Origin of the sequence: Sorangium sp. So ce887 (assembly GCF_051521455.1) — a bacterium.
In the GTDB taxonomy this organism is placed as follows: domain Bacteria; phylum Myxococcota_A; class Polyangia; order Polyangiales; family Polyangiaceae; genus Sorangium.
Genome location: NZ_CP150354.1, coordinates 9,590,892 through 9,616,639 on the forward strand (window position 1 = coordinate 9,590,892; position 25,748 = coordinate 9,616,639).

23 protein-coding genes are annotated in these 25,748 nt (G+C 68.9%); 11 read left to right on the forward strand and 12 right to left on the reverse strand.

Annotated elements, in window-relative coordinates; genetic code table 11:
* The first annotated feature begins 11 nt into the window (after nt 1-11).
* The gene (locus WMF36_RS35870; protein ID WP_437575315.1) at nt 12-1,325 is read left to right on the forward strand and encodes an inositol-3-phosphate synthase; all 1,314 of its coding nucleotides are present in this window, start codon (nt 12-14) and stop codon (nt 1,323-1,325) included.
* Between the two features lie 183 nt (nt 1,326-1,508).
* Here WMF36_RS35870 and WMF36_RS35875 read toward each other — a convergent pair whose 3' ends face one another.
* Nucleotides 1,509-3,155 (reverse strand): cell wall anchor protein, encoded by a 1,647-nt coding sequence (locus WMF36_RS35875; RefSeq protein WP_437575316.1) that lies wholly within the window; start codon nt 3,153-3,155, stop codon nt 1,509-1,511.
* A 227-nt stretch (nt 3,156-3,382) separates the two neighbouring features.
* The gene (locus WMF36_RS35880; protein ID WP_437575317.1) at nt 3,383-3,748 is read right to left on the reverse strand and encodes a hypothetical protein; all 366 of its coding nucleotides are present in this window, start codon (nt 3,746-3,748) and stop codon (nt 3,383-3,385) included.
* A 1,371-nt stretch (nt 3,749-5,119) separates the two neighbouring features.
* Between WMF36_RS35880 and WMF36_RS35885 the strand changes: the two genes are divergently transcribed.
* Nucleotides 5,120-6,235 (forward strand): glucuronyl esterase domain-containing protein, encoded by a 1,116-nt coding sequence (locus tag WMF36_RS35885; protein WP_437575318.1) that lies wholly within the window; start codon nt 5,120-5,122, stop codon nt 6,233-6,235.
* Nucleotides 6,236-6,556: 321 nt separating this feature from the next.
* Here WMF36_RS35885 and WMF36_RS35890 read toward each other — a convergent pair whose 3' ends face one another.
* Nucleotides 6,557-7,783: an RtcB family protein gene (locus tag WMF36_RS35890; RefSeq protein WP_437575319.1), complete on the reverse strand. Its 1,227-nt coding sequence runs from the start codon at nt 7,781-7,783 to the stop codon at nt 6,557-6,559.
* A gap of 403 nt (nt 7,784-8,186) precedes the next feature.
* Here WMF36_RS35890 and WMF36_RS35895 point away from each other — a divergent pair, with 403 nt between their 5' ends.
* Nucleotides 8,187-9,140, forward strand: a complete 954-nt coding sequence (locus WMF36_RS35895) for a formylglycine-generating enzyme family protein (RefSeq protein ID WP_437581994.1) — start codon at nt 8,187-8,189, stop codon at nt 9,138-9,140.
* 136 nt (nt 9,141-9,276) lie between these two features.
* Here the strand turns inward: WMF36_RS35895 and WMF36_RS35900 are convergent, their stop codons facing one another.
* From WMF36_RS35900 to WMF36_RS35910, 3 genes are all read right to left on the reverse strand, one after another.
* Complete coding sequence (locus tag WMF36_RS35900; RefSeq protein ID WP_437575320.1) at nt 9,277-9,870, reverse strand: hypothetical protein; 594 nt, start codon at nt 9,868-9,870, stop codon at nt 9,277-9,279.
* Nucleotides 9,867-10,454 (reverse strand): hypothetical protein, encoded by a 588-nt coding sequence (locus WMF36_RS35905; RefSeq protein WP_437575321.1) that lies wholly within the window; start codon nt 10,452-10,454, stop codon nt 9,867-9,869. The genes WMF36_RS35900 and WMF36_RS35905 overlap by 4 nt, the downstream gene beginning before the upstream one ends.
* A 266-nt stretch (nt 10,455-10,720) precedes the next feature.
* Nucleotides 10,721-11,425 (reverse strand): DUF542 domain-containing protein, encoded by a 705-nt coding sequence (locus tag WMF36_RS35910; RefSeq protein ID WP_437575322.1) that lies wholly within the window; start codon nt 11,423-11,425, stop codon nt 10,721-10,723.
* A 130-nt stretch (nt 11,426-11,555) separates the two neighbouring features.
* On the opposite strand from WMF36_RS35910, the gene WMF36_RS35915 reads away from it, so the two are divergent.
* The 3 genes from WMF36_RS35915 (at nt 11,556) to WMF36_RS35925 (ending at nt 13,219) form a co-directional block, all read left to right on the forward strand.
* Nucleotides 11,556-12,539 (forward strand): sigma-54 interaction domain-containing protein, encoded by a 984-nt coding sequence (locus tag WMF36_RS35915; RefSeq protein WP_437575323.1) that lies wholly within the window; start codon nt 11,556-11,558, stop codon nt 12,537-12,539.
* An 81-nt stretch (nt 12,540-12,620) separates the two neighbouring features.
* Nucleotides 12,621-12,794 carry a hypothetical protein gene (locus tag WMF36_RS35920; RefSeq protein ID WP_437575324.1) on the forward strand — a complete coding sequence of 58 codons (174 nt, stop codon included), beginning with the start codon at nt 12,621-12,623 and terminating at the stop codon, nt 12,792-12,794.
* Nucleotides 12,791-13,219, forward strand: a complete 429-nt coding sequence (locus tag WMF36_RS35925) for a hemerythrin domain-containing protein (protein ID WP_437575325.1) — start codon at nt 12,791-12,793, stop codon at nt 13,217-13,219. The genes WMF36_RS35920 and WMF36_RS35925 overlap by 4 nt, the downstream gene beginning before the upstream one ends.
* A gap of 236 nt (nt 13,220-13,455) precedes the next feature.
* On the opposite strand, the gene WMF36_RS35930 is transcribed toward WMF36_RS35925, so the two are convergent.
* The 4 genes from WMF36_RS35930 to WMF36_RS35945 form a co-directional block, all read right to left on the reverse strand.
* A complete protein-coding gene (locus WMF36_RS35930; RefSeq protein WP_437581996.1) occupies nt 13,456-13,725 on the reverse strand; it encodes a hypothetical protein in 270 nt (89 codons plus the stop codon).
* A gap of 549 nt (nt 13,726-14,274) precedes the next feature.
* Nucleotides 14,275-14,823, reverse strand: a complete 549-nt coding sequence (locus tag WMF36_RS35935; RefSeq protein ID WP_437575326.1) for a hypothetical protein — start codon at nt 14,821-14,823, stop codon at nt 14,275-14,277.
* A gap of 134 nt (nt 14,824-14,957) precedes the next feature.
* Entirely contained in the window at nt 14,958-15,641 is a 684-nt protein-coding gene (locus WMF36_RS35940) for a protein-glutamine glutaminase family protein (protein ID WP_437575327.1), read from the reverse strand.
* Between the two features lie 222 nt (nt 15,642-15,863).
* Nucleotides 15,864-16,868 carry a hypothetical protein gene (locus WMF36_RS35945; protein ID WP_437575328.1) on the reverse strand — a complete coding sequence of 335 codons (1,005 nt, stop codon included), beginning with the start codon at nt 16,866-16,868 and terminating at the stop codon, nt 15,864-15,866.
* 252 nt (nt 16,869-17,120) lie between these two features.
* Between WMF36_RS35945 and WMF36_RS35950 the strand changes: the two genes are divergently transcribed.
* From WMF36_RS35950 to WMF36_RS35965, 4 genes are all read left to right on the forward strand, one after another.
* The gene (locus WMF36_RS35950; protein WP_437575329.1) at nt 17,121-17,345 is read left to right on the forward strand and encodes a DUF7793 family protein; all 225 of its coding nucleotides are present in this window, start codon (nt 17,121-17,123) and stop codon (nt 17,343-17,345) included.
* A gap of 437 nt (nt 17,346-17,782) precedes the next feature.
* Nucleotides 17,783-19,492 carry a hypothetical protein gene (locus WMF36_RS35955; protein ID WP_437575330.1) on the forward strand — a complete coding sequence of 570 codons (1,710 nt, stop codon included), beginning with the start codon at nt 17,783-17,785 and terminating at the stop codon, nt 19,490-19,492.
* Entirely contained in the window at nt 19,489-21,621 is a 2,133-nt protein-coding gene (locus WMF36_RS35960) for an SWIM zinc finger family protein (protein WP_437575331.1), read from the forward strand. The genes WMF36_RS35955 and WMF36_RS35960 overlap by 4 nt, the downstream gene beginning before the upstream one ends.
* A gap of 286 nt (nt 21,622-21,907) precedes the next feature.
* Nucleotides 21,908-23,500, forward strand: a complete 1,593-nt coding sequence (locus WMF36_RS35965; protein ID WP_437575332.1) for a reverse transcriptase family protein — start codon at nt 21,908-21,910, stop codon at nt 23,498-23,500.
* A gap of 24 nt (nt 23,501-23,524) precedes the next feature.
* Here the strand turns inward: WMF36_RS35965 and WMF36_RS35970 are convergent, their stop codons facing one another.
* On the reverse strand, nt 23,525-24,169 hold the full coding sequence (locus tag WMF36_RS35970; protein WP_437575333.1) for a hypothetical protein: 645 nt from the start codon (nt 24,167-24,169) through the stop codon (nt 23,525-23,527).
* 107 nt (nt 24,170-24,276) lie between these two features.
* Between WMF36_RS35970 and WMF36_RS35975 the strand changes: the two genes are divergently transcribed.
* Nucleotides 24,277-24,429 carry a hypothetical protein gene (locus tag WMF36_RS35975; RefSeq protein ID WP_437575334.1) on the forward strand — a complete coding sequence of 51 codons (153 nt, stop codon included), beginning with the start codon at nt 24,277-24,279 and terminating at the stop codon, nt 24,427-24,429.
* A 45-nt stretch (nt 24,430-24,474) separates the two neighbouring features.
* Here WMF36_RS35975 and WMF36_RS35980 read toward each other — a convergent pair whose 3' ends face one another.
* The gene (locus tag WMF36_RS35980; RefSeq protein WP_437575335.1) at nt 24,475-25,548 is read right to left on the reverse strand and encodes a protein-glutamine glutaminase family protein; all 1,074 of its coding nucleotides are present in this window, start codon (nt 25,546-25,548) and stop codon (nt 24,475-24,477) included.
* Nucleotides 25,549-25,748 lie beyond the last annotated feature (200 nt).

Sequence of the window (25,748 nt, forward strand, 5' to 3'; positions counted from 1 at the left end):
GAGAGGTGCTGATGAAGCAGCCGCAGAAGCTGGTGAAGCCGCAGGGGAAGCTGGCCGTGCTCCTCCCGGGGCTCGGGGCCGTGTCGACGACGACGATCGCGGGCGTGATGCTCGCCCGTCGCGGCGTCGCCGCGCCGGTGGGGGCGTTGACCCAGCTCGGGACGATCCGGCTGGGAAAGCGGACGGAGAACCGCTCTCCGAAGATCCAGGACCTCGTCCCGCTGGCGTCGCTCGATGATCTCGAGTTCGGCGGCTGGGACATCTTCCCCGACAACGCTCACGAGGCGGCGGTGGAGGCGAAGGTGCTCGAGGCGGCGCACCTCGAGGCGGTCCGCGAGGAGCTCGCGCGCATCGCGCCGATGAAGGCGGTGTTCTACCCGGACTATGTGCGCCGGCTGCACGGCTCGCACGTGAAGACCGGCCGCGGCAAGGCCGACATGGTGGAGCAGGTGCGGGACGACATCCGCAGCTTCGTGCGCTCGAGCGGGGCGAGCCGGGCTGTGGCGGTGTGGTGCGGCTCGACGGAGATCTTCATCGCGCCGTCGGAGGTGCACCGCTCGGCGGCCGCGTTCGAGGCGGGGCTCCTGTCGAATCACCCGGCCATCTCGAATTCGCAGATCTACGCCTGGGCGTGCCTCAAGGAGGGGGTCCCGTTCGCCAACGGGGCGCCGAACCTGACCGTGGATTTCCCTGCGGCGTGGGAGCTCGCGCGCAGCCATGGGGTGCCGATCGCAGGCAAGGACTTCAAGACGGGGCAGACCCTGATGAAGACCGTGATCGCGCCGGCGCTCAAGGCGCGGATGCTCGGGATCTCGGGGTGGTTCTCGACGAACATCCTCGGCAACCGCGACGGCGTGGTGCTGGACGATCCGGACTCGTTCAAGACGAAGGAGGCCTCGAAGCTCAGCGTGCTCGAGCAGATCCTCCAGCCGGAGCTCTACAAGGAGCTGTATTCGAAGCTCTACCACAAGGTGCGGATCGAGCATTATCCGCCGCGGGGGGACGCGAAGGAGGGGTGGGACAACATCGATCTGTTCGGGTGGCTCGGCTACCCGATGCAGATGAAGGTCAACTTCCTCTGCCGGGACTCGATCCTCGCGGCGCCGATCGTGCTCGATCTGGCGCTGTTCCTGGACCTCGCGGCGAGGGCGGGGTTCAGCGGGACGCAGGAGTGGCTGAGCTTCTACTTCAAGAGCCCGATGACGGCGCCGGAGCTCACTCCGGAGCACGACCTGTTCATCCAGTCGATGAAGCTCAAGAACACGCTGCGCTGGATGATGGGGGAAGAGCCCATCACGCACCTGGGGAACGAGTATTACGACTGAGCCCTCTACCAGGCGAGCTCAAGCCCGAGGACGCCCACCGCGACGGCGCCCGGGCGCGGCGGCGAGGTACCGCGATCGTCGCTGGCCGCCGATCGCGGTACACTGCGTGGAGGAAAGGGCCGTTCCAGCGGATCTCGGCCGAGGAGCGGCCGAGTGGTCCGCGGTGTGGTCCTCCGTCTCGTCCTACTGGCGAGCGACGCGCTTCAGCGCGTACGGCGCAGTTTCTCTTTCGGTCATCGTGAAATATCCGGAGCCGTCCGCATCGTATTCGATGGACTCGCCCTGCCCCTCCGCCGTGTCGGTGAGCGCGACGGGCGACGCCGCAAAGGCTGACTCGAAGCTCCCTCCGGCAGGCGCTCGGTACTCGTAGACGGCCCGGTAGGTGCGCAGCAGGAAGCGGTTGGCGCACGGATGGATGGTCCCGGCGGTGACCGACCGGGCGTCCTCGTCCGCGCCCAGGGGGATCTGGAGGTCTGCCACGTGAATCAGCGTGGACATGGTGTTGGGCGCCGGAAGCGGCTCGGGGAACTTGTACGCCTTGCTGAGCCCTGTGGTGCCGTCCTTCGTGACGACGTAGATGTCCCCCGTCGTCGGGTGCACCATGAGCGCCTCCGCGTTCTGCGGCGTGTCCGGATACTGGAAGGGGAACCTGTCGCCAGACACCGTGCCGCTCGTCTCACCCGCGGCGAGGTTCGGCTCCCGCATGCGGTACACGGCGAAGGTCGTCGGCTCGGGCGGCGGATGCCCGCTCTTCTTGCCGATGTCTGCCATGAAGATGCAGCTCCCCGCGGGGCACGGGCCGGTCGCGATGTCCTCCCAGTCCCAGGGGAGCACGCCGGCGACGTAGTTCCCGACGACCAGGGCGGCGTTGGTCTTGTTGATCGCCACGAAGTTCGCGTTGTTCTCGCTGTGCGCGTACAGGATGCCCGGGTTGACGCGGCTCGCGGCGAGCCCGGACATCTCGACGATGTCGGTCGAGGCCAGCTTCCCGAGCGTGGTGTAGGTGCTCGCGAACGTATCGCCCGCGGAGCAGCTCGGGGCGCCGGCCGGCCTCAGCGTGATGACCTGCGCGGTGTTCGTGTTGGGGAACGGAGAGGTGCCGCTCCACGCCGGCTGCGCGCCCGCAGCGCCGAGCTGCGCGTACGCCGCGTCGAACAGGAGACCCGTGGACGACGAGAGGAGGCACGTGTCCAAGGGCTCGGTGAAGCCCGAGGGCGGCTGGATCGGGCTCGCCGGGCAGGCCGAGCCCGCCCAGACCTGCGTGCCGAACCAGACCGCGACGCCGTTCGCCGCCGTCGTGGTGACCGCGGGCGCGGCCAGGGTCGCCGAGTTGCCGTTCTTCTGGCCGCTCACCGCGTCGATCGGGTTCGCGGGATCGGCGCCGCTGAACGCCACGATGCTCCCCGCCACGTAGGCAGAGACGTCGAAGCCGAAGGAGTAGCTCGCGGGCTCCGCGCTGGTCGCCACCTTCCAGAGGACCCATGACTTGATGGCGGACGCGCTCTGATCCGAGCGGAGCAGCGTCCATCCCGCCGGCGGAGCGATCACCGCCTCCACGTGGTCCCGGTTGGCGATGCGCGCGATCAGGACATCGCCTTGCACGACGCCCGCCGGCCTCGCGACGGCCAGCGAGGTCACGTTCTTCGCCGTCGCTGTCGAGCTGGAGCGGAAGGTTACAGTCGAGAGGGGTTGAACGGCCTCTCCCACCTCACCGGCGATTTCGCCCTCGAGGTCCGTGCCCTGGGGATCGGGGGAGGCGCAGCCGGCCCATCCAAGCAGCGAGATCGCGCCAACGACGCAGGCTCTGGCGCCGAGATTCGTCAAGTTCAACGTCGGTTTCCTTTCGATTATTGTTAAGCAGCTCTTCAGTCAAGCGGCTCGATAAGGGAGAGGAAACTGAACCACAAAAGACACATGGTGCAACCCGGGTGACGCCGATTGCGGACCCTCCGGGGGTGGGTGAGCTCATGAGAGCGTCATTTACCCTGGATTCGCACGATCACACTGGCACCTACACAGCCCACGTAGCGATCGACGCCGGGATCGACCTGCGATGGTCAGTTCATCCGGAATCCCCGGCGAAAGGTGAGCGTTCGCCAGACCTCGACGGGCGCTCCGTTGCTCATGACCGGCTCTGCGCGCATCTGCTTCAGCGCCGCGAAGACGTCATCCTCGGCCGAGCGGGGCCCGCGCAGCCGCCTGCATCCGTAGTACTCGCCCTTCGTGGAGAGGCGGCAACGGACCTCGATGACGTCGTCCTGAAGGTCGAGGTCCGAGGGCGCGGTGCCGCCCGTGCCCGATGGCTTCGCGTTCCCGTGGGCATCGATGTACCACGCGGATCCGGAGCGGGCCTCGACCGCCGGAGACGCGGCCTCCGTGGCCGGCCCGCTCGCCGCGTACGCTGTCGCACCGAGGGAGAACACGAACCGAAACGAGCGTGGCGCATGCGGCGCTCCCCATCCACCAGGGTCCCGTCGAGGTCGGCGGCGCGACGAAAAAAGTCCTCCTAAAAAGTGTCGTTTCCTCGGATGTCCCGCAGGTGCGAGCTTTCGCGAGGTGTTCCCGGAGACGATCCGGATGGATCCCATCGACTACAACTTTGTTGAACATTTGCATCCTAACCAAATGCTGCCCGCTCCGGTCGTACGATTCCCAGCGATGAGCGTGATCGAAGCGCCCTCCGCTGGGAATGGGTGTCTGGTGATGTCGTTCCGGCCAACCTTCTCCAAACCTCTCCCCCTAACGGCCCTCCTCCCCCTGTTCGTCGCGTGCGGCCCCGGCGATGGCGGCATCACAGTCGATGAGGATGACACCACCAGCACCGGCAGCCCGACCAGCGGCTCTTCGTCGGCTGGCACCACGTCGTCCGCGGCCGGCACCGGCGGCGGTAGCACCCGTGGCGTGACCTCGGGAACGGGCGGCTCCTCGACGAGCGGTGCGGGCGCCGGCGGCTCGGACCCGACGGGCGGCGGGGACACGACGCTGGTCGGGGTCGAGCCCCCCGGCGCGGAGAGACCACCGGCTCCGAGGCGCTTCCCTCCGGACCCGGCTGGACCGGAGGCGTCGTCCGGGAAGAAATTCTCCTCATCGAGCGACGTCCGCCCGCCGCAGGCGACTGCAGAGAACACAGCGAGGAAGCGAAGAGTTCGTGCTCGCGCGGAGCGCATAGCCAAATCCGGGCCTTGCTCCCCCAAGCCTCGGGAGCGCCGTTCTCATAGCTCAGTTTACGGGTCCTCGGCTTGACGGCGAACGAATCGCACCGCGCCCGGAAACTTCTCGTTCACGTGCCATTGGCATAGTCACAGCGCAAATTCGCACGCGTCACGAAAACAGCGTCACCAACGCAAAAACCGCACAGACTTCACTATCGTCTGCTATAAGTATTTCGATTTTTTCGCGTGTCACGTACTACGTGTCATGCACCGCGTGTCGCATTCCGGCACTGCACTCGAAACATGGAGGCCTTCATGCCTGTCCGTTCTCGTGCCTCGCGCAAATTAGCCGCTCTCGCGATTCCCGTCCTCGCCCTCTTGAACTTCCCTGGCTGCTCTTCGGAAATAGGATCCGGCGGTACCGGGGGAGAGGCTGGCACAGGCGGCGGGACATCGAGCGGGAGCGGGGGGGTCACCACGGGTGGAGGCTCCGCGACCAGCGGTGCTTCCGCGACCAGCGGAGTCGCCAGCACGGGCGGCGGTGGTCCGACGGGTGGATCCGGCACGGGCGGCTCCCCGACTGGCGGGGCTAGCGGGACTAGCGGGACTGGCGGCGGCGGCTTCACGTGTACCCTGCCCACTTTGCCTGAGCCGAACGGTCTGACCGAGGTAAACCAGAAACTCCCGGATCCGTTTACGTTCTTCAACGGAACGAAGGTCACTACCAAAGAGCAGTGGGAGTGCCGCCGCAAGGAAATCCTGGCGATGGCAGCCAAGTACCTTTACGGTCCAGTTCCCTCCGAACCGGATGAAGTGACCGGAACCGTATCCGGAGGTACCGTTTCAATCACCGCCAAGGCAGGCGGAAAAACAGAGAGCTTCTCGGCGAGCATCAGTGGATCCGGCGAGGTAATCGCTCTCAAGTTGTCGGGTGGGATCTTTCCATCGGGCAGCAAGACGCTATCGTTCGGAAGCGGCTTTGAAGGGAAGATAAGAAATCTTTTCGGCTTGTCCGAGCTCAACACCAACATCGCCAACGGATGGATGATTGACCGGGTGATGGACGTGTTGGAACAGAACCCGGGCGGCGGACATGATCCCACAAAGATGATGGTGTCGGGATGCTCCGGGTGTGGAAAAGGTGCTTACCTGGCGGGTGTCTTCAGTCGTGTACCGGTGGTTGTTATCGTGGAATCGGGCGGCGGTGGTGTAGCCAACTTGCGTCAGGCAGAGTGGTTCAGGCACGGTGAGGGTGGTGCTACTTGGCAGTGCTCAGATGCCAAACCTCAGAGCATCGACAACCTCGAAGACAGCGGCATCTGCGGCCCCTGGGTGACCGGTGCGGCCCGTTGGCTCCGAAGCGACCCCTCGAAGGTATACAACCTCCCCTTTGATACGCATATGCTCCTGGCGACTATCGCTCCACGGCATCTGGTGCACTTCACAAATGCCAATGGCACGAACGCATGGTGTCACCTGGGTGGAACCTGTGAGGCGCTCTCCGCATGGGCCGCAAAACCGGTATGGAATGCGCTCGGCGTTCCAGAGCGCATGGGTTTTCAGATGTACAGCGCAAACCACTGCGGCGCATCGGGCTCTCAAACCGCCCTCGCAGGCGAAATGTTCAAGCGAGCATTCGACGGCAATGCCAGCGCAAACACGGACGTGATGAACATCCTGGACAATGGCGTTCAACAGCCGGTCAGCGAATGGAAAGACATGTGGATCGACTGGGATATGGAGACAGTGCTGGAGTAGTGATCCCACTCCAGCGATGCGATTCCCAGCGATCGGCGTGATCGAACCGCCGTCCGCTGGGAATGGGCGTCCCAGGATGTCGTTCCGATCCAACTTCTCCCCCTGACCGCCCTCCTCCCTCTGTTCGTCGCGTGCGGCCCCAGCGATGGCGGCATCACAACGGATGAGGATGACACCACCACCACCAGCTCCGGCGGCCCGACCAGCAGCTCTTCGTCGGCTGGCAGCGGCTTGTCGTACGCGAGCGCGCTCGGCGAAGGCGGCAAGAGCCCGCGGAGCCATTGCGGTCCAGCGGGATATCACGGCGCCGGGGCGCGCGGCTCACCCCTTCACGCAGACGACCTGCCGCAGGGTGTGGACGATCTCGACGAGATCCTTCTGCGCCCGCATCACGTCGTCGATCGGCTTGTAAGCCGCCGGCGTCTCGTCGATCACGTCCTCGTCCTTGCGGCACTCGACGCCTGCGGTCGCGGCCTCGTGGTCCGCCACGGAGAAGCGGCGGCGCGCCTCGCCCCGCGACATTACGCGGCCCGCGCCGTGGCTCGAGCTGCAGAAGCTCTCCGGGTTGCCGAGCCCGCGGACGATGAACGAGCGTGCGCCCATGCTGCCCGGGATGATCCCGAGATCGCCCGCCTGCGCGCGGACGGCGCCCTTGCGGGTCACGAGGACGTCCTTCCCGTAGTGGTGCTCGCGCGCCACGTAGTTGTGGTGGCAGTTCACCGCCTCCACGGTCGCGTCGAAGGGCGGCAGCTCGCCCGAGCCACGGAGCGCCTCGATCACCTGCGCCATCATCAGCTCGCGGTTCACCGCCGCGAAGTCCTGCGCCCACGACACGGCCTGCATGTAGTCGTGGAAGTGCCTCGTCCCGTCCGGCAGGTACGCGAGGTCGTCGTCGGGCAGGTGGATGAAGAAGCGCCTCATCTCCTGCCTGGCGAGCTCGATGAAGTAGCTCCCGACCCGGTTGCCGACGCCGCGCGACCCGCTGTGCAGCATGACCCAGACGCGGTCCTCCTCGTCGAGGCAGAGCTCGATGAAGTGGTTGCCGGTCCCGAGCGTGCCGAGGTGCTCGATGGCATAGCCGCGCCCGATGCGCGGGTGCTTCTCGACGATCTGCCGGTACCGCGGCTCGAGCTCGGCCCACGCCGCGACCTGGGCGGGGGGCGGCGAGCGCCACGCGCCGCGGTCGTTCTTCCCGCCGTTGTCGGTGCGGCCGTGCGGCACGGCGCCCTCGATGGCCGACCGGAGCCCGCGCAGCGCATCCGGCAGCCGCGACGCGGAGAGGCTCGTGCGCGCCGCCATCATCCCGCAGCCGATGTCGACGCCCACCGCCGCCGGGATGACCGCGCCGCTCGTCGCGACCACGCTCCCCACGGTCGCGCCGATGCCCTGGTGCGCGTCGGGCATCACGGCGATCCACTTGTGGATGAACGGCAGCGCGGCGAGGTTCTTGAGCTGCGCCTCCGCGGCGGACTCGAACGGCACGCCGACCGTCCACGCCTTGATGGGCACGCCCGAGTCCGTGGGGATGACGTTGTAGCTTCGCTCCATGGCAAGATCTCCGGTGAGGGGTCGAGCCGTCCGGCCCGCGCCGCGACGCTCGTTCACGGTGGGGTCCGTCGGTCTCTGTCGGTCTCCGTCGTTTCCGTCGGTCCGTCGTTGCTGCGTGTCGCACGGCGCGTGCCACTCGAAATCCAGGCGATCGCGGGCCGCTGGCCCTGCGTATTAGATGGGTGTATAAAACGGTTAGATAAAATTATATAACACGCAAGACCACCGTGGTCCTCGGCATGCTCGGCCCGACGCTGGACTTCGGGGTCAGCGAGGAGCCATGAATACAAGCGGTTCGATGACGTGCGCGATCGGTGTCGCTCTCTGGGCTCTCCTGATCGTACCCCTCGGCTGCCAGCCCGAGGCGGAGCGCCAGGAGCCCTCCGTCGTGCCGGCCAGCAACATGGATCCGGTCGGTCCGGAGGTGGCTGGCTGGGAAGTAGCCTCCGCCGATGGATCCGTGTGTCGGCACCCGGCGGTCGTGGCTGAGTGCGCGAAGGGTTGGTGTCGCATTCCACCGGGCTGCTTCATCATGGGCTCGCCAGAGAGCGAGCTCTGGCGTGGTGAGCGCACCGAGATTCCAAGGGCGGTCACGCTCGAGCGCGGGTTCGAGATCGGGCAGTTCGAGCTGACGCGCAAGCAGTGGTCGGAGCTCGTCAGCGTCATGCCAGAGAAGCCGGAGAAGGTCCAGGATGGTACCGTGACCTGCGAGGATGACGAGTGCCCGCTTCGCTATGCGACGTGGTTCGAAGCCCTGCTCTTCGCGAACCTGCTCTCCGCACGTCACGAGCCGCCGCTCGCGCCCTGCTTCGAGCTCTCCGAATGTCAAGGCGAGCTGGGCCGTGGCGTGAGTTGCGGTCGCGTGGACCTCACGGGCGGCGCGACGAGCGTCTACGAGTGCGAGGGCTATCGCTTGCCAACGGAGGCAGAATGGGAGTACGCCGCGCGCGCGGGGACAAGAACGGCCTACTACGGAGGTGACATCACCGGAACGAATCCGGATGCGCGCTACGACCCCGAGCCGAGCCTCGAGCCCATCGCATGGTATGACGTGAACGCGGGAGGGTGTACGCACCCCGTGGGGACGAAGCGGCCCAACCGCTGGCTCTTGTTCGACATGCTCGGCAACGTCGTCGAATGGACCAGCGATCGACCCGTCTTTCGCGAGGTCGAGGGTCCAGTGACGAACCCTGCCACGGAGATCGCCCTGAGGACCGACGCGCCGGATCTCCGCGTGGCCCGAGGCAGCAACGCCGCGGGCTCGCGTTTTCAGCTGCGAGCGGCCAGCCAGAATTACCCACCGTCGGATTCGGTGGCCCGAGGCGTCGGCTTCCGTCTCGTCGGAACCATCAAGTGAGGCTCAGCCGCCGCGCGCCTCGCGGCGGAGGGCCTCGTCGGGCTGGGCGTCGGCGGCCGCGAGCAGCCCGGGATCGTCGTCGCCTTTCTCGCTCGAGCCCCGCGCCACCTCCAGCCGGTGTCTGGCCGGCGCGCGATCAGAAGACGATCGTGCCCAGCTCGATTCGGTCCGAGAGGGTGGTGCCCTTCAGCTGGCCGACGAACAGGAGCCGGCCCGCGGCAGGCGAGGTCGGCGTGTTCCAGATGAACTCGATGAGGATGTGGCCGTCCTGATAGCGGTCGCGATCGACGATGGTGGAGGCGGGCGGCCCGAACGGACTTATGAGCCGAGACAGCTCGGCCTCGCTCCGGGTGGGCGTGGCCTGGGGAAACACGCGAGCGAACAGCAGCGCCGAGTCATCCAGCGCGCCGTCGGCGGTCGATATGACCGCTGTCCGATGGGTGGACACCTGTCCGACGCGGTCGCAGAACATGTAGGCACTCAGCGGGCTGGGTGGGTCGGACGAGATGTCGATGTCGATGTCCGTGACCTGGCCGTCGCGCCAGGTGACGGTGCCGTGCCAGTTTCCGGCGTAGGGGGCGAGCAGCTCGACCGGATCGTGGCCGTTGACCTGCTCACCTGGCTCCAGCGGGCGGGACCATTCATGCTTGCACGACTCGTCGTCGTCTCGCGTCACCAGGCAGCCGGCCTGGAGCAGCGCAGCCAGCGCGATCGCAGAGCGCCACGTCACGGCGAGACCTCCACGACGGCGAGCGTGACGGCGTCGCCGCTCGTCAGAACCATCGACCCGTTGGCATAGGCGACACCCGCGCCGGCAGCCACGAGCTCAAACTTCACGCTTACCCATCTGATTCCGCTGTTGTTCACGGGATCGAGGATCTCCGGGGAGGCGACGCCGGCATCGGCGAAGACCGATGCCGGCACCGAGGCGCCAACGGTCTGAGGCCGGTACAGCGCGCCGTTCACGTCGACGCCGAGCCTGGTCTCCGCGCTGACGCTCAGCCGGCCGTCGGTGGTCTCGAGCAGGATCGTCGCCGGGACGCTGTAGCCTGTCAGCGTGTCGTCGCACTCGAACTCGGCATAACTCGGCTTGTTCGTTGTCGCCGTCGTCAGCTTGAGCGTGGTGGTCTGGTCGATCCGCACCCAGCGGAGCGGCAGGGTCTGCGGCATCAGCGCGGCGAGGGCGGGGACCGGGTCGATCCCGCCCGGTGCGGCTTCCCCGGGCGCCAGCGACAACCCATCACCACATTCGCCAGGGTATAGGCACCCGGTCGTCCCGCCGAGCAGCAGACCCAAGGCGACGAGCGTCGACACTCTCCCGAGGAGCCTCATGCCGGCATGCATAAGCAATCGACGTACCTGCACCAGCAAACCCGGGAACCCCAGGCGGGACCAGGGACACGGGCGGCCGTATCACGACTTGAGTGTCGCGATTGGCCACCCCTGACACAGCCCTGCGAACCCGTGTAAAATGACCGTGGTGGCGGCGCTGCTGCTGCGTGGCTCGGTCACCCTGGCGACGAGCGTCATCCTGCCCTTGCAGGCTGGGCACTCGACCCGTGGGCCTGCTCGGCGGACCCTCAGCCAGCCTGAGCGTCAACAGCGTCCTGACCGTGACCGAAGCGCGGCGCGAGGAGGTGGTTCTCGAGGTGAACGTGCTGAAAGACGTCCCGCTCGATCGCCTGAAGCTCGCCGAACAGCGCGCGATAACTGCCACAGGCCCAGTCGGGGAGCGCGAAATCGTCGCTCGCATCACGAATGGTCCCGAGGAGCTTCGCCACCCCGAGGTGCTCGTCGCGCATCGCCGCGAGGGCCCGTGTTGTCTCCGGATCGACGTTGGCGCCCGCCGAACGGAGCGCCGGAAACAGGTTCGCCTCCTCGTCGTCGAGGTGCGCGAGCAGGGTCTCCGAGAGCTCGCCCACGGCGCCGTCGAGGGCGCGCAACTTCGGGTTGTGCTCCCCGTGAACCCGCGCGACCTTCGCCGCGAGCGGTCGCACGAAGGGCAGCGCCTCTCGCAGATACGCGTGGTGCTTGCCCACGATGTGATCGATGAGAGCGGGCGTCGAGACTTCGCGCATCGGGCCCGGCGTGTCGCCTCGCCGTTCCGCGATGGCTCGCTCGAGCTGCCCCAGGAGCGCGGTGAGCTCGACTCCGCGCTCCTTGGCGGCTTGCTCGAGGCTGAGCTCTCCACGGCAGCAGAAGTCGATGCGGTGCTGCTGGAAGACCTGGGCGCACTCGGAGTGATCAAGGACGATGTTGGCGACGGGTTGGGTGGGGCTCAGCACGGTGGACCTCCTGTCGTCCGTACAAGCAGGGCGCGTGCCGGCGATCCATCGCGCACGAATCCGCGTGGTTTCGCGCTCGAAATCGCTGCCTGGCTTGCCTCTTGCCGTGGCGCGTTCCAGAATGGAACACATGGAACACCCGTGCCCGCAGAGCTGCGAGGTTTGCGGCCTGATCCCGCTCGCACCGCGCCTGTCCGGGGCGACCGACGTTGTCGCCCGTAGCGCCGCGATGCAGACCGTGTTTCGACGGGTGGCGCGCTTCGCGACGAGCGAGGCGCCGGTCGCTATCCTGGGCGAGACGGGTACCGGCAAGGAGGTTGTCGCGCGGATGCTGCACGCGAACTCACCGCGCGCGTCCGGCCCCTTCGTTCCGGTCAACGTCGCGGCCTTGCCGGCCGAGCTCCTCGAGTCCGAGCTCTTCGGGCACGGCAAGGGAGCCTTCACCGGCGCCACGCAAATTCGGCGCGGGCTGTTCGAGGCGGCGAGCAAGGGAACGCTCTTCCTCGACGAGGTGGCCGAGCTGCCTCTGCCGCAGCAGGCCAAGCTGCTGCGCGCTCTGCAGGACGGCGAGATCCGGCGCGTCGGCGAGAACCAGGCCTTCGAGAGCGACGTCCGCATCGTCTGCGCGACGCACCGAGATCTCCTGCAGCGCGTGCGAGGGGGTGCCTTCCGGGAAGATCTCTACTACCGCCTCAAGGTTCTCTCCGTGCAGGTTCCGCCCCTCCGTGAGCGGCGAGACGACATCCTCCCGCTCGCGTGCCGCATGCTGGGCGAGGAGCGCACCAGGGCGCATGGCTTCACCGACGCCGCGCAAGCCGTGCTCCTTCGCCACCCCTGGCCGGGCAACGTGCGCGAGCTGCAGAACGCCGTGAAGCACGGCGCGGCGCTCGCGACCGGCGAGTCGATCGACGCCGAGGACCTCCCGGAGGAGCTGCTCACGGCGCCGCCCCCACCTCGCGCGCCCGCCGCGCTTCAGTCGCTCGCGGAGGTCGAGCGAGAGCACATCCTCCGCGTTCTCGATGCTTGTGGCGGCTCTCAAGCGGAAGCCGCGCGCGTGCTGGGGGTCGGGCGCAACACGCTCTGGCGCAAGCTGCGCGAGTACAGCGCGAGCTGATGGCGCGTCTCCTGCCTCAGCATCCGGTGAAAGCATCCCGTGAAAGCGTCCCGTGAAAGCGTCCCGTGAAAGGAGTCGCCTGTGCTCTCGACCCAGTTTGCCCACCACCTGTCGCTCGAGGTGTCGTGTCCCGCGTGCCCGGAGACCTACGCGGTCCCGCTCGACGTCGTCGAGCAGAGCCAGAGCCTCCTCGACGAATACGGGCCCTGCTCCGGAATGGACGGCGGCGCGCTGCAGGGACCGGAGCCGTCATGAAGCGCGATCGGCGGCTCCGCGGTCTGTCCTCCGAGCATCACCACGCCCTCGTCCTGGCCCGCGTCATCGAGCGGCAGATCGACGCCTGGTCGACGTCGGACGGCGCACGCCTCCGCGAGCAGTTCGATCGGCAGCTCGAGCCTCACTTTCTCGTGGAGGAGCAGGTCCTCCTGCCCGCGCTGCGCGCCGCGGGCCGGCTCGACCTCAGCGAACGCGTTGAACGCGACCACGCCCGCCTGCGACGCGCGGCCACGTCGGCGTCGGCGGGCGACGCGAGCGCCGCTCGGGCGTTCGGGGCAGAGCTCGCCGAGCACGTGCGCTTCGAAGAGCGGGACTTGTTTCCCGTGTGCGAGTCGCTCCTCGCCGACGAGATCCTCGACGAGGTCGCGCGCCGAGGGCCCAAGGAGGATTCATCAGGCTCATGACCCTCGGCTCTCGTCCACGGCAAGACGGGCTCATCGGCCTGCTGCTCGAATGCCACCAGCGCGTTCGCTTCTTCACGGCGCTCGCCGAGCGTATCGGTCGGGAACCGGCGATTTCAGAGTGTAACGCTATCCCTCACAGCCGAGCGAGCCGTCCGTCTTCGAGCAACACCCCGGGAGCTGAAGCCGAGTACGCCTCGGTTCCAGCGATGGGTAGACTCGGCGCGTCCGCACGTCGCTCATTGGCCCTCCTTCATTCGCGGCTCAAGGGGCGGATCGAGCGCATCGCCATGGACCCCGCGCAACACGATCGCGGCATGCCGGGCTCCGTTCTCGACCGCATCGAGAGGATCCACCCCGTATGTGGCAGTGCGGCGCCCATCGATGTCCACAGCGACGTCCCAAGGCCACTCTTCTTCCGGGGGGTTTCGGGTCGGCTCGTGGATGCGAACCACGATGTCGCGCGGCTCGCCGTCTTCCGGGGTCAACTTGAACGTCAGCTCGATCATCACCTACACCTCCTATCACAGTCTATGAGACACCGGCTATATTTCTGGGAACACTCGTTCAGACAGCTCTTGTTCCCCCTTGGGCAGTTTTTGCGGCAGAGTTCCAATATCTGATCGCACTTTTCCTTGCATGCCTCTTTGCAGTCGGACGAGCTTGAGCCTGTCGCCCACCGGCACGAGTCGCACGACTGCGCACCGGAGCCGTTGTGAACCCCAGAGGCTTCCTCACATCGATCCTTGGCTTCGTCCAAACTCGCGTGCTCGCCCTGGTACCGCGTTGTGCAGCTACCGGCCGCGCCCTGGTTACTGCAAACAGCCGACCCCGCCTTCCACGTGACCGTGCATTCCACGGTTTGCGAGCACGGATCCGCATCGAAGCCCGTGTGATCTTGCGGCTCCAGTGGCACATACCACCCGAAGCCTCCAACCCCTCCTGTCGGTGTGATGATGCTGCCGCCGGCGCCTTCGTTTCCCTCACCCCGGACATAGCACTCACCTACGTCGTAATTGCACGCCGTGAGACCGAAGCAGAGCACAAAAATAGCCTGTTCATCTCGACTTTACCTCAAGTTTCCAAATGGGCCCAGTGGTCACCATGACGACCAGACTTCCAGGAAGAACGCGACTACTGCCGCCAGCCCAGTCCACATGGACGCTGGTGGATACGCCCAAGGGCCCGGCGAAGTACCAGTCGGACTGCGCGCGGCCGCCTGGAGCAACCCCCACCACGTGGTCGCAGATCACGGCACCACACACCGGCATCGAGTAGATCGCCAGGGACGGCCCGAGGCTGACGGTGGTTGTCTTCGTGGCGTACCCAAGAGTGACGGCCGTTCGATCGTGGACCCCTACGCCTGCCCCTGGAACGATGCTGAGCATGTTGTGGACTTCGAGCCGGAAGTTCCCCTCGCTGCGCCAGAGCCACCCGGCGAAGGGACTCACCGCAAGCCTGGGCTCGATCCCGACCTGGATCCCGCCCACGCTCACGCCGCCGCTGAACTCGAGTGCCTGTGCCGGCGCCGGAACACTACTGACGAGCGCACAGGCACAGCCGCACAGCACGAGCGCGCTCGCCCTCCCCCTCAGCCCGTGCCCCATGCCTCCCCCTGATTCCGGATGCTCCTCCCACCGGAGAGGCGGCGTCAACGCTGATCTGGACCACATTACGTCCTCGCTGGCCATACATCGGTGGACCAAGCGCGACCCGTCGCGGCGGTGGACCGGAACGCGCATTAGCGAGCTCGGCGCCGTCGCCCTCTACCGGCTGGCAAACACGTCTTGGGCGGAGCCGTCGATACCTTCCGCTTGCGTCTACCTAGGCTCGCGTGTTGGGGGATGGCGACGAGCTTCATCCTGCCCTTGCAGGCTGGGCACTCGAGGACATCGAGCGCAAACGTGCGGCGCAGAAGCTCGGCCCACGGCCGATAGCCGCCGCCCACCCGGACCACCGGCGCGACATGGTGGCTCCACGACACCGACCCGTCCGGCTCGTTCTCGGTCACCAGGGTCAACCCCGCGTTCTCCCTGGACTGGACTCGAGCATACCAGGGCGTCGGGTACTCCGACTCGTGGAGGATGTAGACCGCCGCCGGGGCCCGCTCCTCGCAGCCGTTCTCGGGCTCCAGCCAGGGGATCCGCCGCGGAAAGTCGGGTTGTTCCGGCAAGGCGAGCGCCTGCAAGCGCGTGTCGCGGATCGCCTCGAACCCATCGCTCAGCTGCGCCTCGGTCCAGCTGGGAACGCAGTCGACCGGCAGGTCCTCGAGCGAGCCCTTGAGCTCGTTGAACGAGTGTGGGCCCTCCGGGCAGCTCTCGTTGCTCCCCTGGAGCGGCGCGCCTACAGCCGAGCGCTCGACGTCGAGACCCGGTCCGGAATCGGAACCCTCGTCGCCGCCGCAGGCCGAGGAGGCAAAGGCCATTGCCGTTTTTCGGCTGCGCGTGACCAGGCGTCACGAGGCTCGAAGCCGCTCGGACGCAGCTCCTCGAGCATCGACTGTCGAGCTCGGTCTGGCGTTATTGACGGGAAGAATGGAGGCCGCGGCCATCGCCGCTCGACGGGACCACGCGCGCTGGAAGCCGGGACGACAGGCAAGCTCCTGGCGGTGGCCTCCGGTGCGCGTCGTGGGGAGCGGGTGCCGCGATCAGTAGTTGCAGGCGCCGAGGTCGGTCCACGCGGCCGGGCACCAGGAGGCCGGGCTGCTGGGCGGGCAGACCGGGTCCGACCACCAGATCTGCTGGTTCGCCAACCAGATGCGGCCGCCGTTGGTGACCAGGGTCGAAGGCGTGTACACCTGCCCTGACGCCCACGCGGGCAAGCTGTTGCAGGTCTTGCAGGTCTCCCAGGTCGACGGCGACGCGCTGAGGTTCTTGTTCTGGTAGACGTAAGGAGGCTTGTCGTGGAACGACCAGGTGCTCGCGCCCGACATGTTCTGCCAGACGCCCGAGGTCGTCTTCAGCTGCTGGCGAACCATCTTGATGGGCGCCGAGCAGGAGATCTGCGGCTCGGTGTACTGCGTGCCGACGTCGCGGAAATGCTCGACGTCGTGCGTGTACATCTCGACGGTGGTGCGCGCGTCCTGGGCGAGGAACTGCCAGCCGGCGCCGTCCTTCATGTCGACATAGAGGCAGAGCTGGGTGCCGGTCACGCTCGCGACGCGCTCGGGCGTGCACCACTCGTACTTGAAGACGACCTGCTGCCCGGGCTGCAGGTCGCCGAGCGAGCCGCCGCAGGTGCCCCCCGAGCCCCACTGGTTATTGCAGCTCGAGTGATTCCCCGTGACCCCGTTGTCATCGCCGAAGTAGTAGACGAACCACCCGTCCGGGCTGTGGTAGATGCCGGACTCGAGGTTGTAGTACCACTGGCCCACCACGGTCCAGGCCGTGGACTCGTTCAGGAGCGCGGGGACCTCCCACTCGATGAGCCAGCCGCGGGTATCCCCGATGGTGCCCGTGTAGCTGCTCGTCAGATCGTAACTCCCGAGCAGGATCGCCTCCCCGAGGGGCTCCTCCTCCACGTCGACGCCGGAGGTGCAGGCGGCGGCGCCGACGGCTCCGAGGAGCAACAGCGCCGCGCCGACGCGCGTCCAAGCAGCGCGTGACGGACGACGAGGGTGGGTATGCATGGACAGGGTGCTCTTCTCGATCATGAGGTTCTCCAGGAAGCGAGGTTTCCCCCCGCGGCGTGAATAGCGCAGGCTGAGCGCGACCGCTGTTAAGACGTGTTAAGCGATACGACGTCATCCTGGGATGAGGTGCTGGGCGCGCAGGTGGCCGTTCGCGAGGCTCGCGGTTTCGCCGCAGGTACCCTGAAGGACGAGAGAGGTGACGCGTGAGCGTGGATGACGGTATCGTGACTCGTTGCGCGGCGATACGGCTCGATTCGAGGCGGATCATTCGCCATGACGTCAAGCCCTCTGCCGAGTACACGCATCGCAGATGCGCGGGAGGACGTGGAGGCCCTGACGAAGCTCGTTCAGGGGCGCCCGTGTCCCATCCTCATCGATCTGCGGAGCATCCAGTCCGTTGACCGGGACGCGCGCACCTATTTTGGCAGACCGGAGGGGCGCGAAGCCCGCGGAAAAGCCCGCGCAGCAGGCGCCTGCCACGGCGCCCCGATCCGCTAGAGCGGCTGGCGCGACGCCGCCGAGGGGTCTCGGCCCTGCCGGGCGCTCGTTTCGATGCCCCCGCGTGGTCTCGACCAGGCGCGAAGGCTGCGCTTGAGCCGATGGCCTGGTCGAGACCAACTCATTTGTATGAAATGATCCATTTCTTTTGATCGGAACCTGTTCCCGGCCCGAAAAGATCCTCCGTGATGGGTCGTGACCTCTCCGCGGCCTCGTCACGAGCGCCGGCGTTGGTCGTGACCTCTGGGACACCCTCTCTTGGGCCGGCCGGGTGAGTGTGCCCTACATCTCCGCGCGGGCGTTCGCCGAAGGGCTGGCGCGGCCTACGGAGAGCCGCAGCAGGCTGGCGTAGCCGCAGCCGGCCGGCGTTGTGGCGGCGCCCCGCGGCGGCGCCCCGCTTGACCGGCCCGGCGCCGGTTTCGTAGCATCCGCCGCGCATGAGCGCCGCGCGATCTCAGACAGCGTCGACGCTCCTCCTCGACGAGCACTTCGAGGCAGGCGACGACCGGTTCGTCGACGAGGTGCTCGTGTCGGAGGCGGGCCGGAAGCTGAAGGCGCTCGCCCCGCGCTGGTACGCGGACGGGCGCCCGTTCGCGCGGCGCGCGCTGCTCCGCTACATCGACGACGGCTGCGACCGACCGCACCACCGCGCGCTCGTCAAGGTCCTTTACAAACTCGCCGAGCAGGCAGGAGACGACGAGGTCGTCGGCCATTTCATGGTCGCCTTCGACCGCCTCGTTCGCCGCAAGCTGGTCAAGGTGCCCCGCTACGACTGGCAGACCAGGACGTCCCGCGACGAGCCCTGCCTCGTGAACGACACCCTCGCGCCCGGCCGCCTCCCCCCGGGCGACGTCGAGTCGCCCCGCTTCTCGGTGCGGACGCGCCACTACCTGCGGCGCCGCGCGTTCCGCTACTTCCGGCGGCTCGGCCGGCGCGACGCCGCCCGCTACGGCCGCGCGATCCGCGCTGCGCTCGCGCTGTACCGCGACGAGCACCTCGACAGGCCCGAGCGCCTGCTCGACGCCTGGGGGCTGCTCCACGCGCTCTACTGGGGCTCGCCCGTCCTCGATCGCCTCCCGCGCGGCGTTCGCCTCGCCGAGGGCGCCGCCCTCGCCGATCTCGAGCCCGCGCCGCTCTACCCCGAGGCGTGGCAGGGCGCCTTCGAAGAGGTGCTCGACCTGGTCACGGCCGCGAGGAGCCGCACGGTCCGGGCGTTCGCCGTCGGGCTCCTCGGCCGCGCCTACGCCGCCGAGCTCCGCGGCCTGCCCCTCGCTCGTGTGCGCGCGCTCCTCGAGAGCCCGCACGACGAGGTCCAGACGCTCGCCGCCAGCCTGCTCCGGCAGATCCCGGGCCTCGGGAGCCTGCCGATCGCGGACTGGCTCTCGCTGCTCCAGACCGAGAACGCCGCGGCGCTCGCCTTCCTCTGCGAGGCGGTGGTCGAGCACGTCTCGCCGGCGCGGCTCTCGCTTGCCGAGTGCGTGGACCTCGCCCGCGCGCGCGCCGCGCCGGTCGCGGAGCTCGGCCTCCGCTGGGCGAGGACGAAGCCCGTCGAGACCGCCGCCGATCTCGACACGATCGCGCGCCTCGCGACCACAGGCGCCCCCCGCGTCCGGGAGGAAGCGGTCGCGTGGCTCATCGAGGTGCTCGGGCGCTCGCCCCACGGCCGGGCCGAGCACGTGCGCGATCTCCTCGACTCCCGCCACGAGGACGTCCGCGCCCGCGCGCTCGAGCTCCTCGAGGCCGACCCCCGCTTCCGCGACGACACCGGCCTGTGGGCCGCGCTGGCCGAGACGCCCCACACCGACGCCCGCGCCTTCCTGATCCGGCACCTCACCGCGCGCAAAGCGGCCCTCGCGCCCGAGGCGCTGCGGCACGTGTGGGCGGCCGCGCTGCTCGCCGTCCACGGCGGCGCGCGCGACAAGCGCGCGGTCGTCAGGCAGATCGCGGACCGCGTGGTCGCCCGGCCTGGCGAGGCCGACGCGCTCTTGCCGCTGCTCGGCGTCGCGCTCCGCAGCGTGCGCCCGCCCGAGCGGCGCGCCGCCCTCGGCGCCCTCGCCCGCGCCGCGTTCCGCGCCCCCGCGCTCCGTGACGCCATCGCGCGCAGGCTCCCCGAGCTCCGGCTGTTCGAGGGGGAGGACGCGGCGTGAGCTTCGATCTCCGCTACCTCGGCAAGAGCGGCGTCAAGGAGCTCGGCGGCGGCGCCGCGCTCAGCTTCGCGCCCAACCTCGCGCGCCCCAGGGTCTTCTTCGACGGCGAGCTCGCGCGGCCGGTGCGCTTCCGCGAGGCGATCAGCGCGCTCCACGACGTCGTCGTGGGCGATCTGCGGCGCCGGCCGAAGGATCGCTCCGCCCACGAGGCGTGGAAGCAGCAGGAGGCCGAGCGCGAGGCCCGGCTCCGCCAGGAGATCCACGGCGAGGCCATGAAGGCCGAGCTCGCGCGCCTCGCGAAGGTGCCGCTGCCGCCGAACCTCGAGGCCGACTTCCGGGCGATGCACAAGGTCTACTGGGGCGCGCGCGTCCGCTGGGCGACGGAGCTCGCGCGGAACGACCCGGAGCTCTTCCGCCACCTCGTCCCCTGCGATCCGGTCGTGACCGTCGCGCCCGATGTCGTCTTCTTCGAGTGTTTCTCCAAGGACGAGTCGAGCTACGGCTGCCTCTCGGTCGATCGCGACGCCTTCCGGGGCGCGCAGGACGCCGGCCTCGGCACGACGAACGTCGACTACTCGCTCGCGCTCTACGATCACTTCCAGACGCTCCGCAGCTACCGGCCGACGCGGCTCCTCGTCGATCCGACCGGCTTCGAGGTCGCGGTCGACGGCCGCGGCGACTACCGCGAGGAGAAGATCGACCTCCCGCCCTCGTGGTTGCGCGGCTTCGGCCAGCTCCAGGCGGCGATGTGCCTCCCGAGCCGCAAGGTCGACGTCCCCGTGGAGGCGGCCTACTCGCTCCTCGCGCACCTCGATCGGCACCGCGAGCGCACGGGCCCGCGCAGCCTGCGCTTCCAGCTCACGCCGGGCAAGGCGCCGATCCTCGTGCTCGACCCCTGGGGCGTCTCCATCCCGTGCCGCGGCGTCACCTGCGACGACGTTCCCGTGGCCGCGGGGCCCCGGCAGGGCGCGGGTGGGTCCGGCCCGTACCGCTCCGGTGCGCCGAGGGACGCGGGGGCGACCGAGGAGATCAAGGTGTGGGGGAGGCGCCGTCTCTCCGCGCTCGCGCGGCTCCTGCCGCTCGCCGACCGCATCGAGGTGCGGCTGCTCGGCTCCGGGCTGCCGAGCCTGTGGATCGTCACCATGGGCGAGATGCGCTTCACCCTCGCGCTCTCGGGCTGGACGGCGAACGACTGGACCTCGGGCTCCCACCTCGACGTCATGGCGGACGCCTTCACCCCGGACGCGCAGCTGGCGGACCGGGTCGTGCGCCACCTGGAAAGGGTCCGGCGCGCGTCCCACGGCGAGCTCGCCGTGTCGCTGGGCGCGCCGGACGACGCGCTTCGCGGCGCGCTGCACCTCGCCGCGAAGCAGGGGCAGGTGGTTTACGACCACGCCGCGGAATGTTATCGCTGCCGTCCGGTGATGCCGGTCGCCCTCTCCGACGCGCTCCTCGGCCCCGAGCCCCCGGAGCTCGCGGAGGGCCGCCGCATCGCCCTGGGCGGCGTGGAGATCGCGCGGGACGAGGCCCTCTCCGGCGGCCGCCGCGTCGTCGTGGCGAGGGCCAAGGCGACGAGCTGCGAGCTGCTCCTCGACGCCGACGGCGCGATCAAGAAGGCGAAGTGCAGCTGCTCGTACTTCTACAAGAACCGGCTGCGCGCCGGCCCGTGCCGGCACCTGCTCGCGGTCAAGCTCCACCTGTCCGGCCGCGGTGACGCGGGGCCCTCGCTGCAGCCGCCGGAGCCGGCGGAGGCCACGCCGGGCGGCCCGCGGGCGACGACGGCCGCCCCGCGCGGCGAGGCGGTGCCGTTCCCCGCGGAGCTCCTCGGTGAGATCGAGCGCGCCGCGGCCGCCCGGCGGGCGGGCCTCGCGGAGGTCGTCGAGGCGTCGTGGGACCTCGCGTTCGAGCGCATCCAGGGCTGCCGCTCCTGGGCCGAGGCCCTCGCGCTCGGCGGGCCGGAGGCGGAGCGGGCGCTCCGCGCGCGCGAGCTCCACACGCCGGTCGTGAGGACGCTGGCGGTCCACGCGGCCGTGCTGGCCGAGATCCGGCGCGTCGCCGATCAGTTCAAGGCGAGCCCCGCCGCGGTGGTGGGCCTCGCGTGGCTCGTCGCCAGGCGATCGACAAAGTGAGGTTCACCCCAGACCTGAGTGTCCAGTCCTGCAAGGAGGTCCGTCCGCTCGAGCCCAACATGCTGCGGCGCTCCGCCGTGGTGGAGGTTGTTCTTCCATGCATCCCCACCCCCGATGTTCTTTGGGCGCCTTTAGCACCTGTGCGGTTCCACCCAGAGGGACCTGACGGTCCTGGAACCGCACAGGTGCTCGGCGCCTGGGTGATCGGGCGTGGTCACGAGCAAGTAGTCGGGCGGGCGGGCTTCCTTGGAGGGCTGGACCGGGGGCTGGCCAGCGGAACGGTCGAATGGGCTTCTGGGACAAGCTGAAGACGATGCTCGGCCTGGGCGGGGCCGAGCCGGGCGAGCGAGCGCCGGCCGGGCCCGCGGCCGCCGTGCGGCCGGCCGCCCGCGCCGGGCAGCCCCGCGCCGCGGCGGTGGGCGCGACGCCGCGCCCCGCGGACCCGTACGACGCCCGCGGGATCCTCGGCCTCTCCGCAGACGAGCTGCGCAGGCGCGCGCTCGAGATCAACCCGTACAGGACGGCCTGGATCGGCCGCGTGGACACGATCCCGCCGCAGAGCGACGAGCGCACCGCGCTCATCGATCGGGGCCTCATCCTGCGCGGCCTGCTCACCGAGGCGCAGATCGCCGAGATCCACCGCGTCGGCGATCTGTGGCTCACGCACCAGGACGCCGCGCGGCTCGCCGGCGCCGCCGCGGCGCGCTCGGCCGACGAGGCGATCGAGCGGCTCAAGCGCGAGAAGCTCGCCCGCAGGGAGGAGAAGCGGCGCCAGAGCGCCGAGCGCAAGCGGCAGCGCGCCGAGGCGGTGGCGCGCCGCCGGGCCGAGGACATCATTTACCTCGGCCCCGACGTCTCGGCGGGCCTCGCCGACCGGCGCTCGCTCGTCGAATCGCTCGTCGAGCGCGGGTTGCCCGTGCTGTCCACCCCGGCCGACCTCGCCCGCGCCCTCGGCGTCGCCGTCCCCCGCCTGCGCTGGCTCTCCTTTCATGGCGAGGCCGTCGAGCGCCCTCACTACGTGTACTTCGACGTCCCGAAGCGCTCGGGCGGGACGAGGCAGCTCGCGGCGCCCCACGCCTCTTTGGCGGCTGCGCAGGCGTGGGTCCTGCGCGAGATCCTGGAGAAGCTGCCCGTCGAGGAGCCCGCGCACGGCTTCGTGAAGGGGCGCTCCACGGTCACCAACGCGCGCCCGCACACGCGTCGTGACGTGGTCGTCAACCTCGACCTGTCCGAGTTCTTCCCGACCATCACGTTCCCGCGGGTGCGCGGCGTCTTCCATCGGCTCGGCTACTCCCCGGCGGTGGCCACGCTCCTCGCCCTGCTCTGCACCGAGCCGCCGCGGCGCCCGGTCGAGTATGACGGGCAGCGCTTCTGGGTCGCGGTCGGCGATCGCGCGCTTCCGCAGGGCGCCTGCACGAGCCCGGCCCTCTCGAACCAGATCGCGCGGAAGCTCGATCGGCGCCTCGCCGGCATGTGCGCCCGCGCGGGCTTCACCTACACGCGCTACGCGGACGACCTCACCTTCTCGGCGCCCCCGGGCAAGCGCGGCGACATCGCGATGCTGCTCGCCCGCGTCCGTCATATCGTCGAGGAGGAGGGCTTTGCCATCCACCCGGAGAAGGGCCGTATCCAGCGCGCGGGCGGTCGGCAGGTGGTGACGGGCGTCGTGGTCAACGACAAGCCCTCGGCGCCGCGCGAGGAGGTGCGCCGCCTGCGCGCGATCCTCCACGGGGCGAAGAAGACCGGCCTCGCCGCCCAGAACCGGCACGGCGTGCCGGACTTCGAGGCGCACGTGCGGGGCAGGATCGCGTACGTGCAGATGATCGACCGCGAGAGGGCCGCGCCCCTGCTGTCGGCCCTCGACGCGCTCACGGGGTGAGGGGGTGAGACGCGGGGCTGCCGGTCACTCGATCTCCTCCCTCGGCGTCGTGAAGAGCGGGAAGCAGCCAGTGCTGAGCTTGCCGCAGGGCCCCTCGAGCAAGTAGGCACCCCGGTCGGTCTGCTCGTAGAAGTCCATGGTGAGCGCGCTGCACTCGGGGAGCACGTTGTACGAATACGCGCGAAATTCGGCGGCGCACGCGTCGATCTCGGCGATCGTGGCCGTGCACTGCGTCGGCGTCCCGCAGGGCTCCGCCTCGAGCGTCGCGATGGCCTGCTCGATCATCGATTCCGCCTGATCCGTATCGGCCATGCACTCCTCGAAGCGCTCGGAACAGCGCGCCCGCAGCCCGGCGTCGTCCGTCCCGGGCTCGTCCCCGTACATCGCGCCGAGCACGCCCATCATGCGACACACGTGCTCCGGGGTCACCCTCTCGGCGCTGCAGCGGCGATATCCCCTGCACGCCTGCTCGACCTCCGCCGGCGAGAGCTCGCTGACGAGGGCCGACGTGTCGAGCCCGGAGCAGGACGCCTCGCCATCTCCCCCGCCCTCCTCCGACCCCGCCGGGCCGCCCGGCGTCGCCCCGTCGTCGTCGCCACCGCAGCCGAGCCCCGAGAAACCACAAGAAAGGCACATCCCCACCACACAAGCCCAGAACGTCGATCGCATTCTTACGCGCTCCCCTCGAAGGAATAAGGATTGAGCTCCGCCCACCGGCAGAACCACCCTTCCCTACGCAGGGCCGCCGTCACTTCTGCCCTGGCGCGACCGTCACGATGCTGCTGACTGCGCACCGCGACGCCGGGATCTCGACCCCACGCGGGCACGTGCGCGTCGCGTTCGCCGGGGTGAACCCTATCGATCTGCTCCTCGAGGCGCTGCGGGCGCGCGCTGTTCACGGGAAGATCCTGCTGCGCTGCGCTGCCTGAGGGCGAGGCGCCGGCGTGTGCACAAGGCGAGGTGCACGTGCCTGGTCAGAACTCGGAGATCGTCATGACCACGGGCTGGCTGACGTGCGCTCCGTTGGCCGCCGTCACCTGATACTCGCCGGGGTCATACCCGTATGCGAGCAAGAGGCTGCGCAGGGTGTAGGATTCGATAGGGACGCTCTCGTCGACGCCGTTTCCGGTGACGCGCACGGTCGTCACGCCTTCGACGAAGTTGTCCCCGATGACGTAGATGGGGAAGAAGACGGAGCTCTCCAGCCGGTCCGTCCTGAAATGCCGGATGGTCGGCGGGCGATGCACATCGGGCGTGGGCTCGGCTTCGCATTCGACCCACGGCGGGCAGTCGCCGAGGACCCGGTACGGATCACGTCCGAGGATCTCCTGAACTCCCCATTCCGCCGTCAGCCGCATGTGCAATCCGGCGTTGGACCCGATGTGGGGCGGCGATGGCTCCACGGGCGCGGCGTCGAAGCACCCGTCCCCGACGGCGTGGTCGCGGCACAACGCCACGTCGAACTCTCCGGCGACGCTGAACCGGGGGAGCCACTCCTCGATCGGGAGAGGCTTCTTCGGCTCGACGGCGGGGTCGAGGATCATGAGCCGTCCACCGACGCGGACCACGGGCGCGACGTGATGAACCCAGCGCACCGCTCCGCTCGGCTCGTTGTCCGTCCTGAGGATGAGCCGCTTGGGCAGCTTCACGAGGACCCTGGCATAGTAGGGCGTCGGGTAGTTCCAGCTCTTCAAGTAATAGCTCGCTGCCTCGGCCCGGTCCTCGCACCCGTTGTCGGCCGCGAGCCAGGGGATCCGCCGATCGAAATCGGGGTCCTCTGGCAAGGTGATCATCCGCCGGTCGCGGATCTCGGTGAACCCGTCGTTCAGCTGCTCCTGGGTCCACGTGGGGACGCAGCCGCCTTGCAGGCTCCCGGGCGGCCCCTTCATCTGATGCACCGTGCGTGGACCGTCGGGCAGCTGGCAGCTCCCGCTCGCCTCGGCGTCCGCGTGGTGCAGCAGGGCCCCCTTGTCGGAGCTGTCGATGTCGAGATCCGGATCGGGGTGGGCGCCGTCGCCGCTGCCGCAGGCCGCGGAGGCAAGGGCCACTGCGGCAACACAAGCAAACTTCGTCAAAGCAAGATATGACTGTCTCATGGATCGGCTCTCCCTGCGTGCGAGACACGAAGCGTCTCGAGGATGAACAGCCGCGCTCGGGGCCTATCGGGTCGCACGACGTAGGGCCCAGCAGCCCCTGAAGGCCCCTGAGAACTGGAAAACGACGCTGTCCCGACAACTCCAGCCGTCTG

Coding starts and splice junctions, on each gene's coding strand:
- WMF36_RS35895 (WP_437581994.1), top strand. CDS start 8,187: ATGGATCCGGTCGGTCCGGAGGTGGCTGGCTGGGAAGTAGCCTCCGCC.
- WMF36_RS35950 (WP_437575329.1), top strand. CDS start 17,121: ATGACGTCAAGCCCTCTGCCGAGTACACGCATCGCAGATGCGCGGGAG.
- WMF36_RS35890 (WP_437575319.1), bottom strand. CDS start 7,783: ATGGAGCGAAGCTACAACGTCATCCCCACGGACTCGGGCGTGCCCATC.
- WMF36_RS35870 (WP_437575315.1), top strand. CDS start 12: ATGAAGCAGCCGCAGAAGCTGGTGAAGCCGCAGGGGAAGCTGGCCGTG.
- WMF36_RS35935 (WP_437575326.1), bottom strand. CDS start 14,823: ATGGGGCACGGGCTGAGGGGGAGGGCGAGCGCGCTCGTGCTGTGCGGC.
- WMF36_RS35940 (WP_437575327.1), bottom strand. CDS start 15,641: ATGGCCTTTGCCTCCTCGGCCTGCGGCGGCGACGAGGGTTCCGATTCC.
- WMF36_RS35930 (WP_437581996.1), bottom strand. CDS start 13,725: ATGATCGAGCTGACGTTCAAGTTGACCCCGGAAGACGGCGAGCCGCGC.
- WMF36_RS35955 (WP_437575330.1), top strand. CDS start 17,783: ATGAGCGCCGCGCGATCTCAGACAGCGTCGACGCTCCTCCTCGACGAG.
- WMF36_RS35975 (WP_437575334.1), top strand. CDS start 24,277: ATGCTGCTGACTGCGCACCGCGACGCCGGGATCTCGACCCCACGCGGG.
- WMF36_RS35965 (WP_437575332.1), top strand. CDS start 21,908: ATGGGCTTCTGGGACAAGCTGAAGACGATGCTCGGCCTGGGCGGGGCC.
- WMF36_RS35915 (WP_437575323.1), top strand. CDS start 11,556: ATGGAACACCCGTGCCCGCAGAGCTGCGAGGTTTGCGGCCTGATCCCG.
- WMF36_RS35925 (WP_437575325.1), top strand. CDS start 12,791: ATGAAGCGCGATCGGCGGCTCCGCGGTCTGTCCTCCGAGCATCACCAC.
- WMF36_RS35945 (WP_437575328.1), bottom strand. CDS start 16,868: ATGATCGAGAAGAGCACCCTGTCCATGCATACCCACCCTCGTCGTCCG.
- WMF36_RS35970 (WP_437575333.1), bottom strand. CDS start 24,169: ATGCGATCGACGTTCTGGGCTTGTGTGGTGGGGATGTGCCTTTCTTGT.